This is a genomic window from Thioalkalivibrio nitratireducens DSM 14787, from assembly GCF_000321415.2.
GTDB classification, from domain to species: Bacteria; Pseudomonadota; Gammaproteobacteria; order Ectothiorhodospirales; family Ectothiorhodospiraceae; genus Thioalkalivibrio; species Thioalkalivibrio nitratireducens.
Window position 1 is genome coordinate 871433 of the sequence record NC_019902.2, and the last position, 13091, is coordinate 884523.

Annotated in this window: 12 protein-coding genes; 9 read left to right on the forward strand and 3 right to left on the reverse strand. The window is 65.9% G+C overall.

Going from position 1 to position 13091, the window contains the following annotated elements; translation table 11 throughout:
- Positions 1-114 precede the first annotated feature (114 nt).
- On the reverse strand, positions 115-1311 hold the full coding sequence (locus tag TVNIR_RS04430) for a 4Fe-4S dicluster domain-containing protein (protein WP_015257778.1): 1197 nt from the start codon (positions 1309-1311) through the stop codon (positions 115-117).
- Positions 1312-1671: 360 nt separating this feature from the next.
- Between TVNIR_RS04430 and TVNIR_RS04435 the strand changes: the two genes are divergently transcribed.
- From TVNIR_RS04435 to TVNIR_RS04450, 4 genes are read left to right on the forward strand one after another with little or no spacing between them, the layout of a single operon-like run.
- Positions 1672-2256: a Uma2 family endonuclease gene (locus TVNIR_RS04435; RefSeq protein ID WP_043739304.1), complete on the forward strand. Its 585-nt coding sequence runs from the start codon at positions 1672-1674 to the stop codon at positions 2254-2256.
- Positions 2243-3091 carry a substrate-binding domain-containing protein gene (locus tag TVNIR_RS04440; RefSeq protein ID WP_015257780.1) on the forward strand — a complete coding sequence of 283 codons (849 nt, stop codon included), beginning with the start codon at positions 2243-2245 and terminating at the stop codon, positions 3089-3091. Before TVNIR_RS04435 ends, TVNIR_RS04440 begins: the two co-directional genes overlap by 14 nt.
- Complete coding sequence (locus TVNIR_RS04445) at positions 3084-4544, forward strand: sensor histidine kinase (RefSeq protein WP_015257781.1); 1461 nt, start codon at positions 3084-3086, stop codon at positions 4542-4544. Before TVNIR_RS04440 ends, TVNIR_RS04445 begins: the two co-directional genes overlap by 8 nt.
- Positions 4541-5881: a sigma-54-dependent transcriptional regulator gene (locus tag TVNIR_RS04450; protein WP_015257782.1), complete on the forward strand. Its 1341-nt coding sequence runs from the start codon at positions 4541-4543 to the stop codon at positions 5879-5881. The genes TVNIR_RS04445 and TVNIR_RS04450 overlap by 4 nt, the downstream gene beginning before the upstream one ends.
- Positions 5882-6146: 265 nt before the next feature.
- Here TVNIR_RS04450 and TVNIR_RS04455 read toward each other — a convergent pair whose 3' ends face one another.
- On the reverse strand, positions 6147-7082 hold the full coding sequence (locus tag TVNIR_RS04455; protein ID WP_015257783.1) for a sulfurtransferase: 936 nt from the start codon (positions 7080-7082) through the stop codon (positions 6147-6149).
- Between the two features lie 142 nt (positions 7083-7224).
- Here TVNIR_RS04455 and TVNIR_RS19625 point away from each other — a divergent pair, with 142 nt between their 5' ends.
- Together TVNIR_RS19625 and TVNIR_RS04460 are read left to right on the forward strand one after the other, a co-directional pair.
- Complete coding sequence (locus tag TVNIR_RS19625) at positions 7225-7365, forward strand: hypothetical protein (RefSeq protein WP_015257784.1); 141 nt, start codon at positions 7225-7227, stop codon at positions 7363-7365.
- Positions 7366-8006: 641 nt separating this feature from the next.
- Positions 8007-8699, forward strand: coding sequence for a histidine phosphatase family protein (locus tag TVNIR_RS04460; RefSeq protein WP_237251743.1), 693 nt, complete (start codon positions 8007-8009; stop codon positions 8697-8699).
- A 265-nt stretch (positions 8700-8964) separates the two neighbouring features.
- On the opposite strand, the gene TVNIR_RS04465 is transcribed toward TVNIR_RS04460, so the two are convergent.
- Positions 8965-10260, reverse strand: a complete 1296-nt coding sequence (locus tag TVNIR_RS04465) for a glutaredoxin family protein (RefSeq protein WP_043740187.1) — start codon at positions 10258-10260, stop codon at positions 8965-8967.
- A gap of 344 nt (positions 10261-10604) precedes the next feature.
- On the opposite strand from TVNIR_RS04465, the gene TVNIR_RS04470 reads away from it, so the two are divergent.
- From TVNIR_RS04470 to TVNIR_RS04480, 3 genes are all read left to right on the forward strand, one after another.
- Positions 10605-11087 carry a CBS domain-containing protein gene (locus TVNIR_RS04470; protein WP_015257789.1) on the forward strand — a complete coding sequence of 161 codons (483 nt, stop codon included), beginning with the start codon at positions 10605-10607 and terminating at the stop codon, positions 11085-11087.
- Between the two features lie 54 nt (positions 11088-11141).
- Positions 11142-12434, forward strand: a complete 1293-nt coding sequence (locus TVNIR_RS04475) for an arsenic transporter (protein WP_015257790.1) — start codon at positions 11142-11144, stop codon at positions 12432-12434.
- Positions 12435-12680: 246 nt separating this feature from the next.
- Positions 12681-12896, forward strand: coding sequence for an arsenic metallochaperone ArsD family protein (locus TVNIR_RS04480; protein WP_052316609.1), 216 nt, complete (start codon positions 12681-12683; stop codon positions 12894-12896).
- Positions 12897-13091: the final 195 nt, after the last annotated feature.

The following is a 13091-nucleotide window of genomic DNA, read 5'->3' on the forward strand; positions in this document are numbered from 1 at the left end:
AGCCGATGGTTGTGTGGCCGGAAAGCCGTGTCGTTGTGGTGCTATCGTTTTTCATTGATTTCCCTTGAGTGTCTTGGCGGTGCATTGCGTGGGTCCGCTTGCCCCCGGTTCGGCTCAGCCGTTGCGGCTGGCAAACAGGTCCGAGAAGACCGATTGCATCAGCTGCCGTGACTTCCGGCATGTGGGGCAGCTTGGCAGTGCCCCGTCGTCCTCGTCCCTCCCGTGCTGGACGAAATCGGCGCCGCACTCGGAGCAGGTCCGGGTCCCGTGTGTGATCAGGGTCCGCGGTCCGGTGGCGAAGTCGTGCGCCGTTGGCTGCCAGGCGATGGCGCCTTCCGGGCAGGCCTGGGTGCAGGCGGCACATTCGATGCAGCGGTCCGGTTCGAAGTGGACAGACTTCCGGGAAGTGGATTCCTGAATCTCCAACGCGCCGGTGGGGCACAGGCGCACGCAGAGGCTGTGGTCCCGGCAGGTTCCCGCGATGGCCAGCGATGGACGCAGACCGGCGGGGAGGGGTCGGGTTCGCGTTTCGTCCAGTGCCCTGAGCCGGGCGATCAGGGCCAGACGTTTGCGTGGGGTGACCCGGGCGCGCCCATCCGGTGGCGGTGCATTGCCGATGCTGGCCGGAGGTATCGGTTCGTTCCCGGCATACCGGACGCGCACGCCCTCCGAAGCCAGGGCTTTCCAGAAGCCGCGCCGGCTTACGCCACTGCGGTGGAGGTCGCTTGCAGGTCCCGGGGACCGGGGTGCTGCCTGCAAGATACGGGCTTCGACTGCGATGCGGGGTTCGGGCGACGCCGATACCTCCGCGAGCAGGGCATTGGCCGTCTCCAGCGCGTCGGTTACCGGGGGGCAGGGATCGTCGCCGGCGGGGCATCCTACGCAGAGCCCGCGGTCCAGCAGTCGGACACCCGCTGGACTGCGTGCAACCAGTTGCAGCAGGGCATCCGTGCCCAGCCCGCCGAGGCAGGGTACGCGCAGGCCGCGTTCCGGTGTGCTCGCGGCGGGTACGCGGGTACAGTCGACGTACAGCGGTTCACCCGGTCGCGGCGTGGCCGGGTCCCGGTCGAAGCCGGTGATCGTGAGCGCATCGGTCGGACAGCGGGCTGCACAGCGGCCGCAGCCGACGCAGCCGTCGGCGAGTGCCCAGGTATCGGCAGCCAGAGATAGCGCCCCCAGGAGGCACTGGTCCGCGCAGGCGTTGCAGCCGGCATGCGGAAAGCGCAGCGCCAGGCACTCCCGGGCATTCAGCCAGAGCGTGCGTTCCGGATGCAGCCGCGTGTACTGGGCTTGTCGAAGGGGGTCGGTCATTGGTGATCGATTCGGCTCGGGCCCCTGCGGGCTTGGGTTCGACGAAGTCAGCAGCAAATGCCATGCCCAGCATCGGTCGGATGCGTAAAACTGTCGGATTTGCAGAGGATTTTTGTAGGCTCGGGGCAGGATTTGTGGGCCGGCCCGGCACCTGCGGTTACCGATGGGTAACGAGGCCGGGCTTGCGCTTCGAGGTCAATCGTTACCGCGTAGTAACGGTGCTGGACGACCGACCGCGGGGTTGCGCCAGGCGCCGGCTGTGGGTTCGTGTGCACGCGCGCTTCGAACCGGGGGTGACTCGGCCGTGTCCATCGTGCATGCGCTACCATGAATGGAGGTGTGCGTTTGCGGGGTGCTTCGATGGGCGTGCAACAGGCGGTTTGGATGGATGCCGAGGCCTATCTGGCCTGGGAGGGTGAGCAGCAGGAGAAGCACGAGTACTTCCGCGGCGAGGTCTTCGCGATGGTCGGGGCCTCGGACGGGCATGTGACGATTACGCTCAACGTGGCGTCGGCCTTGCGCGAACACCTGCGCGGCGGGCCGTGCCGCAGCTTCATTTCCGACATGAAGCTGCGCGTGGAGGCGGCCGACGCCTTCTTCTACCCGGACGTAATGGTGACCTGCGATGAGGCCGACCGCGCCCGGGGCCTCTACAAGGCTGCTCCAGTGCTGGTGGTGGAAGTACTCTCCCCCGGTACCGAGGCCTTCGACCGGGGGGCGAAGTTCGCCGCGTACCGGCTGCTGCCGAGCTTGCGGGAATACCTGCTGATCGACCCCATCACGGGGGCGCTGGACCTCTACCGGCGCGATCCCGAGAACCATTGGGTGCTGCACCCGCACAGTCCGCACGAGCGGGTCGAATTGCAGAGCGTTGCCCTGAGCCTGACCGGTGCGCGGATTTTCGAAGACGCCCCGCCGGGCCCTTCCAGCGATGAATCGGCGTGATGTCCTCGCAGCGGGCCTGTTGCTGCCGGCGATTCTGGGCGCGGATACAGGGCAGGAGCGGTCGACCTTCCGGATCGGGCTGACGCCGGTTTTTCTGGACGACCAGGTCGAGTTCCTGAAGCGCTGGCGTCAGTACCTGGAACGGCGGCTGGAAGCCCCGGTTCAGTTCGTGCAGCGGGCGAGTTACCGCGAGGTCACCGAACTCGTATTGCACGGCGAACTGGACGTGGCGTGGCTGTGCGGCTATCCGTACGCGTTGAATGCCGATCGGCTGCGGCTCCTGGCCGTACCCCTGGTCGAGGGACGGCCGCTGTACCGGAGCTACATCCTCGTCTGGGACGAGGACCTCACGTCGCGGAGCCTGACCGATCTCGAAGGCCGGATCTTCGCGTTCTCGGATCCGCTGTCCAACTCCGGCCACCTGTTCCCGCAGTACGTGCTATCGATGCTCGACCTGCGTCCCGAGGAATTCTTCCGCCGAACGTTCTTCACCTGGTCGCACCGACATGTGGTCGAGGCGGTGGCGGTGGGCCTGGCCCAGGCGGGTGCGGTCGATGGCTTCGTCTGGGAGATGCTGAACCGACTGCACCCGGAGATCACCAGGCGCACCCGCGTGATCGAACGGTCTCCCGAGTTCGCGTTTCCTCCACTGGTCACCAGCATCCACCTGGCACCGGATCGCTACGCATTGCTTGCGCGCGTGTTCCTGGGCATGCACGCGGACGCTCAGGGCCGGGATCTGCTCACGGAACTTGGCCTCAGCGGTTTCGCGAAGGGGGATCGCAGCGACTACGACGAGATCCTGTTCATGGCCGAGGAACTCCAGCGTGCTTGACCTGATGCTGCGCAACCTGAGCCTGCGCTACCGCCTGCCGCTGCAGGCCTCGCTGCTGGTGCTCACCACCGCGCTCCTGCTGACCGGCGCGATCCTGCTGCGCGAATACCAGCAGGGCCGGCAGGATCTGTTCGAGACGGCCGAGAGCACCGCGCGCCTCCTCGCGGCCACCCTGGTCCAGCCGCTGCTGCACGACGACCTCTGGCGGGCGCACGCGCTGATCAACGCACCCTTCGATCCCGAGGATCCCTGGCCGCTGGCGGTGGAGTCGGTGCTGATCCTGGACGCGGACCAGCGGGTCTATGTATCCACCGAGCCGCGGCGCTACCGGTTGGGGACCCCGGTGGGGGAGCTCGATCCGCCGTTCGCCTACCTGCGCAGCGGGGGCGGGATTCGGGACGACGAGGGCTTCCGCATCCTGACCCCCCGGGGGGCGGATCATTTCCTGTTCGAGCTGCCGGTCCATTTCGACGGCATGATCCTGGGCAGCCTGGCTCTTGCGTACCCGCGTGCACTGCTGATCCCGCGATTCCTGAGCATTGTCACCCGTGCGGGATTGGTGCTGCTGGTGATGTTGCTGTTGCTGCTGCCGTTGACCTGGTGGTGGGGACGGCGGGTGGTGCAGCCGCTGGTGCACCTGTCGCACTGCATGAGCCAGATGCGCGAACGTCTCCCGCCGGACGAGGCCTGCGACCTGCCGAACTCCGGGGACGAGATCGGTGACCTCGGGCGGGAGTTCCGGCGGCTGCTGACGCAGTTGCGCCAGAAGCAGGCGCTGGAGGAGAGCATGCTGGCCAGCGAGCGCCTGGCCACCGTGGGGCGCATCACCGCCGGAATCGCGCACGAGATCAACAATCCGCTGGGCGGCATGCTCAACGCGATCAGCACGCATCGCAGGCACGGCGATGTGGATCCGCTCACCGCAAGGACGCTGTCGCTGCTGGATCGGGGCCTGAACCAGATCCGGGATACGGTCGGCGCCCTGCTGGTCGAGGCCCGGGTGACCAGCCACGCGCTGGAACCGCAGGATCTCGAGGATGTGCGTACACTGGTGAGTCCCGATGCCCAGCAGCGGAAGGTGGAGATCGAATGGGACAACCGGATCGAGGGACGTCTCGACCTGCCGTCATCGCAGGTGCGCCAGATCCTGATGAACCTGTTGCTGAACGCGGTCCAGGCGAGCGATCCGGGTGCCACCGTACGCTGCAGCCTCCGACGTGAGGGGGACGGGTTGCAGATGAGCGTGGTCAATCGTGGCGACCCGATTCCCCGTGAGCAGATGGAGCGATTGTTCGAGCCTTTCGTGAGCGGTTCGCCCTCCGGTAGCGGCCTCGGGCTGTGGGTGACCTATCAGCTGGTGAGCCAGATGGACGGGCGGATCGAGGTGGAGAGCGGCGATGATCGCACCACGCGCTTCGACGTGTTCCTGCCGCCGGCGAGGGCGGCGGCATGATGCCGGCACCACGGCTTTGCCTGATCGAGGATGACCCGATCATGGGAGAGTCGCTCTGCGACCGCTTTGCTCTCGAGAGGCTGGAACACGACTGGTTCCGGGACATTGCCAGTGCCGGGGCCGCGCTGCGAACCCGGGAATACGCAGTGGTCGTCAGCGATATCCGCTTGCGGGACGGAACGGGCGATGCGCTGTTCGAGTCACTGCGCGCCGAGGGTGTGGCGATGCCGCCATGGCTGTTCATCACCGCCTTTGGCGCCATCGACCGCGCGGTGGGGCTGCTCAAGCAGGGTGCGGCCGATTACATCACCAAGCCCTTCGACCTTGACGTGCTCGTCGAGCGGCTTCAGGGCTACCTGGAACCCATGGTTTCCGATGCAGCCGGGGAGCGCCTGGGCGTGTCACCGGTAATGCGCCACTTGGCCGGCCTGCTGCCACGGCTGGCGCGCCATGCGACCACGATGCTGATCACCGGCGAATCGGGCGTGGGCAAGGAAGTGGTGGCCCGGGAACTGCACCGCCTGGGCGAGGACGCCGGTGCCCCGTTCGTGGCCGTGAATTGTGGCGGACTGAGCGAGTCCCTGCTGGAAGCCGAACTGTTCGGACACGAGAAGGGCGCGTTCACCGGGGCGCTGCAGCGCCGTCCGGGCGTCTTCGAACAGGCCCATGGCGGGACACTGTTCCTGGACGAAATCGGCGACATGCCGCTGGCGATGCAAGTCAAGCTATTGCGCGTGTTGCAGGACCGTCAGGTCACGCGTGTGGGCGGCAGCAGCAGCCGGGAGGTGGATTTCCGTCTGATTTGCGCCACGCACCGGGATCTGCGCGCCGAGGTGCAGGCGGGGCGGTTCCGTGAGGACCTGTTCTATCGCATTCACGTGATTCACCTGCGCATCCCGCCGTTGCGTGAGCGGCGCGACGACATTCCGTGGCTGGCCCGCCGGTTTCTCGCGGAAGCGGGCGGGCGTGGCGGTGAGCCGGTCAAGCACCTATCGCCGCAGGTGGAGCAGGCACTGCTGACCCACGAATGGCCCGGCAACGTCCGTGAACTGAAGAACGCGATCGAGCGCGCGTGCGTGCTGAGCGCCGGTGACCAGTTGATGCTCGAGGCCTTGTTCGACGATGTCATCACCGGGCCCGTGGAGGTGGAGGGTTTTGGCAGTGCAGACCTTCACGGCTACCTGCGCGCCTGCGAGCGGGGCTACATCGAGAAGGCGTTGGCCGCAAATGAAGGCCGCATCACGATAACCGCCGAGGCCCTGGGCATCAGCCGCAAGAACCTCTGGGAACGCATGAAACGCCTGGGCATCCCGGCCCTGGAACCCGACAAGGGCTAACCCCGCTCGGCGCGGTCCGCGCAACGGCGGTATTCGCTCCATGTAGGGAGGAAGAGTCCGAAGGCTGTCATCCGCCCTTCTCACGTCAGGGTTGTTCCGACCCCTGGTTGTTCCGACCCCTGGCGCATTCCCCGGTACCGCGGCGAATGACGCTGCGTTCTTGCGCCCTCCGGGTTGCCGGATCGGGAACCAACGGCGCCTTCTGCGCAAGAACCCGGGCAGGATCGCTAGAATCCCGCCCGGGTTACCTGTTGTCTTCATCCGCTCAAAGGGCGTGCGCGGCGTCCCAGGGTTCGTCACCCATCACCACCGGCAGCGACAATTCGTTGCCCCAGTGGGCCCAGCCGCCGTTGTAGAGGCGTACGTCCTCGTAGCCCAGCGCCTTGAGCTGGATGTAGGCCATGGTGTTGCGGAAGCCGTCGTGGCAGTAGGCGTAGACGGTCTTGTCCTTGGGGATGTCCGCGTACATCGCGGCGACCTGGTCGAGCGGGCGCCACTTCTGACCGTCGGTGCCCTGCAGGCCCTCGACGTTGACCGCACCCGGGATGTGTCCGGCACGGACCGCGCCGTTCATCACCTCGCCGGTGTACTGGTTTTCCGGCCGGGCATCGAGCAGCACGATGTTGGGGTTGCGCAGCGAGTACACGTCGCGGTAGATGTCGGTCCACTCGATCACCAGCCCTTCGCGGGCGGGCTCCAGGGTCACGTTGCCGGGGGTGACCTCGGGGGGCTCGGTGGAGAGATCGTTGAAGGCCTCCCATTCCGTGGTGGCGCCGTCCATGATCTTCACGCGCTCCATGTCGAAGCCGTAGAGATCCAGCAGGAAGTAGATCCGCGAGGCCAGCGCGGTACGCGAGTCGTCGTAGATGACGACCAGCGAATCGTCGTTCACGCCCCAGCCGCGCAGCGTCTCCTGGAACGCCTCCATGGACGGGTAGCGCATCACCGGCACCGCGTGATTGTCGCCGAGGTCGGCGAAGCGCTGGACCTGCCGGGCCCCCGGGATGTGGCCGACGCTGAAGTACCGGCTGGGGTAGTAGCGGACCTCGAGGAGCACCAGCGATGGGTCATCGATGTGGTCCTCGAGCCAGGTCGAGTCGACGAGGAAGCCGGGCCGGTCGGCCTTGGCGGCGGTGGCGAACAGCAGCAGGCCGGCGAGCAACGCGGCCCACTTGAATGGGGTGGTGGTTCGAAGATGCATCGTTGCGGAATCCTCTCTTGGGTTGGTGTCGAGGCGCGCCCGCCAAAGCTGCCGGAGGGTGCGCCGCCAGGCGGCACCTCTGGCACTCCGGGCACCGCAGTGCCGCGCGTCGGCAGGCCGGCTTCCGGAAGGGAGCACGAGTATGGACGAATTCCTCGCCGATATCCTTCCCGGCAGGCAGGTCCACATCCGGCCGGCGACTCTGGCGCACTCCAATGACGACCGGGTGGTGATGCACCCCGCCGCGCACACACCGATTCCAGGAAGCGCCGATGATGACTGACTCCTTCCAATGGTTCGTCGATTGGCTCGCTTACGGCGTGCTGGGCTTGTCGGCCGAGACGCGCTTCGGGACCGCACTGTGTTTCTTCGTGATGGACATCCGAAGATCTTCTTCCTGTTGGTCGTAGTGATCTACATCATGGGGTGGATGCGCGCCTTTTGTGAGTCCGGAGCAGGTACGGTGCTACGTGCGGGGCCGCTCGAAGGTGGCGGCGCGTTCCACGGCGGTAGGACTGGGTGAGGTGACCCCGTTCTGTTCCTGTTCCTGGCAGCCTGTCGGACTTGGGCTGCTGCTACTGCGCCGGTGGGAAGAGCGGTGCATTTGTCTCTGATTTCTCGTTAGAGAGAACCACCATGCGCCTCGAAATCATGAAAAAATTCCCTCGCTCTCCCACGCGGCTCGCTACGGGCAACCAAGTCCGACAGGCTGCCAGTGTTCATCCCCGACTGCTCGTTCGCTCTTGAATCCGGGGCGGGAGGTTGGCGAGCGTTGCGGAATAGTCTGCTCACTCGTGCGTCCCATTACCCTAATGGCTGCATGGTAGAAGGGCCGGGACAACGCGGGCGAGTTTTGGCGTGAAGGCGCGACCGTCCGAAGGAAGGGGGCGCCCCTGGTGAGCACGGAGCGCATCGCCGCGGATCATGAGACGTGATCCGATATGGCTCCCGCCAACCGTCACCATGCGGACCCAGCAGTCGGCAAACATCATCCGCCAAGAGAGGAAAATTCTTATGAAACGTTCGTTGACGCCCCCGTTTCTCGGATCGTTGGTTGCGGCTGCAACCCTGATGTTGGCGGCGGGAGCTGTTGCTGCCGGTGAGGAAGGGGTTCTGTGGAACGCCCTCGCCGAAGGCGGCAAGGTCGTAATGATTCGGCACGCCGCGACCGAGGAGGCGAGTGCAGAGGTCTCGATGAACCTGGCCGAGGACGGTGACTGCTCGAAGGAGCAGAACCTGACGGAGGCCGGGCGTGATCAGGCAAGGGTGTTGGGGGATCGGTTCCAGGACCATGAAGTGGCCGTTGATGGGGTGCTGAGCAGCCAGTATTGCCGTGCCCGTGAGACCGGGGAGCTGGCCTTTGGGAGATACGAGGCTTGGAACGCCCTGAACCTCGCGGAAGCTCTGCCTGCGGATGACGCGGAATTCCTGATGGAGGACGTCCGCGAGCGGATGGGGGATTTCGAGGGGGATGGGAACCTCGTGATGGTGACCCACCGGAGCAACATCAACACCATCACGTTCCGGCAGACCGAGCCGGGCGACATAGTCGTCGTCGAGCCGGACGCGTTCGGCGGATTCACGGTGCTCGGCACCATCGCCTGGGAAGTCGACTGAGCTTGTCCCCGGGAGTCGCGCCCCCACCCGGCACCGCGGATTCTTCTGCGGCCAGAACTCCCCCCACTTGTGGGCGAGGGCTGGGGAGGCGCAGTGCAGCGCCGGGTTACACTCGCCCTCATCTCCGCCCTGCGCCCTGTTGTTCCGGGCATCCCGCCCTGCGCCCTTGGAACCAGTCTTGGGCTGTTCGAAATCCGGTCCCAGCGGATTCGTCTCGCATGCGCGCGACGGGAGTCGCTTCGCTTGATGCTGGCCGGGACGTCGTTCAGGCCGCGGCGAAGCGCCGGTGCGCCAGGATGATCATTCCTGCCAGCAATAGGGAGCCCGCGAATACCAGCAGCGTACCGCCGACGTCGTTCATCAGTTCGGGGTTCAGCGCCAGGACCAGCGCGAGGGCGACCATGATCAATCCACCGACGAGTTTCAGCACCCGTCCGTGGCTCTCTTCGAACCGGCCCATTCGCAGCGTGACGAGTGCGGCGACGAACACGACCAGCTCGATCAGCAGGTAGATCAACAGGTAAATGCCCAGGAGCAGCAGGAAGGCCAGCCCGGCGATGTTCTGGTCGGCGACGATCCCGCTCCAGACCACGGGGAAACCGGCGGTGCAGGGGAGTTCGACGAGCGCGATGCCCGCAGCCATCACGATCGTGGCCACGAGCAGGCTCAGGCCGGTCAGACGCCGGTCCATCAGGCCGCGGATACCCTTGTAGATGCCCGGTTTGTGGCTCTCGGCAATGGTGAACGAGGGGCCGGTACGGAACCAGAAGTAATCCTTGATGTTCACCAACCCGAAGGTCAGCGCGAACGCGGCCACCAGCCACTGCACCCAGGTCAGGTACAGCACATAGTTGAGCACGCTGAACACGCCCGCGATGAATGCTCCGTAAATCAGGGCTGTGGTGGTCAGGAAAGTGATGCCCACCAGCGCGATGCGCCCGCGCGATCCGGAGTGGATCACCAATCCCAGAAGCAGGGCCAGTACCCAGAGCGAACAGGGATTCAGCCCGTCGATCAAGGCGATCAGCGCCGTTGTCAGCACCACGGGCTGCACGCTGAGATTCACCGACCCGAGCAGGGGGATGTCGAGGTTGCGCGCGGCCGGAGGAACGGCCGAGACGGGGCGCTGCTCCGGAATCGCTTCGATCGCCGCTGCCTCTGGGGCGCGCTGCGCCTCGGTTGCCACTTGCGCAATCTCGGACTGCACCGTCGCCTCGATCTCGCGGCGAATATCGGGTCCGTCGCCGATCCATGCCTTTCCGCCGAGGAAGATCGTCGGCACCGATCCGGGATCGATACCGTGAGCGAGCGCGAGGCCGATGAAGAGGCGATGATGCTCCCGCGTCCGCGAGATCTCGCGTTCGTCGACAGTCAGTTCCGGGTAGCGCTGTTCCAGTTCGCGCAGGAAAGGCTTCTGGTTGATGCAATGTGGGCAGGTCTCGGACCAGAAGACGTACATCCGCGCCCCGGTTTCCGGGGAATCGGCCGCTGCCGTCGCGGGGAGTCCCAACAGCGAGAGCAGGGCGGCCAGCAACACGAGCACGCGTTCCACACGGCGCATCGGCATCTCCTCGGCGGTTGCCTGCCTCATTCTGACGACCGGCGCCCTTCGGTTCCAGCGGCCAGCATCGGTTGGCGGCAGAATCGCGATCATGATCTGGGTCAACCAAAGGCCGTCGGTGGGCAACGGCGCTCGCTTGTGGTGCGGTGTGCTTACCGCAATCCTCGATTCCGGCCTTTCGATGCTCGTCGCCGTCGGATGCATCCGATGAGCGGTAGAAGGGGGCGAGCGGTCCCTGTTTCCGGTCGGTTTGCCGGGCATCAGCCCGGACTCCTAAAATCCTGTGGGGCAGGCTCGGCACCCCGAGGCTCCCTGTGGGTATCGCCACTAGCCAGGAGAGTCCGATGCGCGTTCGCGAACTGATGACCCCCGCCCCGGTTACGGTGCCCTCCGAAATGCCGGTGGATGCGCTCGTCGACCTGCTGGTCGAACGGCGCGTCAACGGCGTTCCCGTCGTGGACGCGGACGGTGTGTTGCTGGGCATGGTGACCACCGGCGACCTGATTCACCGGGTCGCCGACGCGCGCGTCGAGGACCGGGGGTCGTTCTGGCGCGAGTCCTTCTACAAATCCGTTTTCCGCCCCAACGGGCCGGAGCCAAACCCGGCCGAGGGCGCGACAGCGGCCGAAGTAATGAGCCGTAATCCTGCCTTTGTGGCTCCGTCCGATGACATGGCCGTCGCCGCCCGGCTGCTGATCGAGCACCGGGTGAAGTCCCTGCCGGTGCTCGACAATGGCCGCCTGGTCGGGATGATCTCGCGGCTGGACCTTCTGCGCTGCCTGCGTGCACACCCGGAATGCTGCAATCCGTTCCTACGCCACGACTGACTGCATCGACCATCGCACTTCTCGCTCCCTCCACCTCCCGCCGAAGGATCCGCCATGCTCCTGACCGCCCTGGTCATTTTCGTGGTCACCATTGCGCTCGTGATCTGGCAGCCCAGGGGGCTCGGGATCGGCTGGTCCGCGCTGGGGGGCGCCGCGGTCGCGCTGGCGACCGGCGTGGTGAGTTTCTCGGACGTGCCGATCGTGGTGGACATCGTCTGGAACGCCACGCTGACTTTCGTGTTCATCATCATCATTTCGCTGCTGCTGGACGAGGCGGGGTTCTTTGAATGGGCCGCGCTGCACGTCGCGCGCTGGGGGCGTGGCAACGGCCTGCGCCTGTACGCGTTCATCGTGCTGCTCGGTGCGGCGGTGGCGGCGATGTTCGCGAACGACGGTGCGGCGCTGATGCTGACCCCGATTGTGCTGGAGATCGTGCGCGCACTGGGGTTCAGCCCGGTGGCCGCGGTCGCGTTCGTGGTGGCAGCCGGTTTCATCGCGGATACCGCCAGTCTGCCGCTGGTGATTTCGAACCTGGTGAACATCGTGTCGGCGGACTTCTTCGGCATCGGCTTCGTCGAGTACGCGACCGTGATGGTGGTCGTGAACGTGATGTCGGTGGCGGCGTCGCTATTGGTGCTGATGCTGTTCTTCAGGAGCCAGATTCCGCTGCGCTACGACTACACGCAGCTGCGCCGGCCGCACGAGGTCATCAAGGATCCGGCGGTGTTCCGGGCCGGCTGGTGGGTGCTCGGGCTTCTGCTGTTCAGCTTCCTGGTGATCGAGCCGCAGGGGGTGCCGATTTCGGCGATCGTTGGGATGGGCGCGGCGATCCTGCTCGTGGTCGCGGCGCGCGGCCACGTGATCTCGACCAGGCGGGTGCTCAAGACCGCCCCCTGGCAGATCGTGATCTTCTCGATCGGCATGTACCTGGTGGTGTACGGCCTGCGCAACGCCGGGCTGACCGCCGACATCGCGCGCATCCTGGACTGGGTGGGCGACTACGGCGTCACGGCGGCCGCGCTGGCGACCGGGTTCATCGCCGCGTTCCTTTCCTCGGTGATGAACAACATGCCGGCAGTGATGGTGGTGGCGCTGTCGATCGATGACGCCAATGTTACCGGACTGGTGAAGGAGGCGATGGTCTACGCGAACGTGATCGGTTCCGACCTCGGCCCAAAGATCACGCCGATCGGAAGCCTGGCGACCCTTCTGTGGCTGCACGTGCTCGCGCGCAAGGGCATAGTGATCACCTGGAAACAGTACTTCCTGATCGGCATTGTGATCACCCCGCCGGTGCTGCTGGTCACGCTGCTCGGGCTGTCGGGGTGGCTGCAGTTCCTACGTTGACGTTCATGACGCAGGGGCCAGCGGCGGCCAGGAAAGCGCCCCGGTGTCCGGTGTAGAGAGGCTGTGAAGCGTAGGGCGGAAGAGGCCAAAGCCGTTTGGCGCCGCGGTGGTCGTGGGCACAGGGGGGCTGGTGATGCCTTTCGGGGGATGCCCTGCGCTCTTCCGCCCGGCAAGTCTGCCGCGCGTTCGACGTGGCCGGGGCCGCGCGCAGCGGCCTGCGAATCGATCGAATCAATCTCGCAGCCGATGGCCTCCGTGGAGAACGAGGTCGTGCGCCGGATCCTGGAGCGTTCGGGTGAGGAGGCACTTCCGGTAGTGCTGGTCGATGGATGGCTGGCGCTGACCGGCCGCTACCCGACCCGAAGCGAACTCGCGCGCTGGGCAGGACTGCCACAGCCGGCGCGGGAGTTCAGGATCACTCCGGCTGCCTCGTGTTGCGGTGGCGAGGAAAGGGGCACCTGATTATCACGAAACCTCCGCAGCGAGTGCGACGCCGTGCGGCATCGGTCGTCATTGCGAGCGTAGCGCGGCACTCATGCGCGCAGCGCATTGAACAGCCGAAGGCTGGCCCGCAGGGTGAGCGCAGCGAATAATCCAGGCGGCGCGGGGAGGACTAACGCCGTTTGGATCGCCACGTTGCTTCGCTCCTCGCGATGA

Excerpts from the sequence above, each read along its gene's own strand:
- TVNIR_RS04430 (WP_015257778.1), bottom strand. The coding sequence starts at position 1,311 with ATGACCGACCCCCTTCGACAAGCCCAGTACACGCGGCTGCATCCGGAA.
- TVNIR_RS04435 (WP_043739304.1), top strand. The coding sequence starts at position 1,672 with ATGGGCGTGCAACAGGCGGTTTGGATGGATGCCGAGGCCTATCTGGCC.
- TVNIR_RS04440 (WP_015257780.1), top strand. The coding sequence starts at position 2,243 with ATGAATCGGCGTGATGTCCTCGCAGCGGGCCTGTTGCTGCCGGCGATT.
- TVNIR_RS04450 (WP_015257782.1), top strand. The coding sequence starts at position 4,541 with ATGATGCCGGCACCACGGCTTTGCCTGATCGAGGATGACCCGATCATG.
- TVNIR_RS04455 (WP_015257783.1), bottom strand. The coding sequence starts at position 7,082 with ATGCATCTTCGAACCACCACCCCATTCAAGTGGGCCGCGTTGCTCGCC.
- TVNIR_RS19625 (WP_015257784.1), top strand. The coding sequence starts at position 7,225 with ATGGACGAATTCCTCGCCGATATCCTTCCCGGCAGGCAGGTCCACATC.
- TVNIR_RS04460 (WP_237251743.1), top strand. The coding sequence starts at position 8,007 with ATGAGACGTGATCCGATATGGCTCCCGCCAACCGTCACCATGCGGACC.
- TVNIR_RS04465 (WP_043740187.1), bottom strand. The coding sequence starts at position 10,260 with ATGCGCCGTGTGGAACGCGTGCTCGTGTTGCTGGCCGCCCTGCTCTCG.
- TVNIR_RS04470 (WP_015257789.1), top strand. The coding sequence starts at position 10,605 with ATGCGCGTTCGCGAACTGATGACCCCCGCCCCGGTTACGGTGCCCTCC.
- TVNIR_RS04475 (WP_015257790.1), top strand. The coding sequence starts at position 11,142 with ATGCTCCTGACCGCCCTGGTCATTTTCGTGGTCACCATTGCGCTCGTG.
- TVNIR_RS04480 (WP_052316609.1), top strand. The coding sequence starts at position 12,681 with ATGGCCTCCGTGGAGAACGAGGTCGTGCGCCGGATCCTGGAGCGTTCG.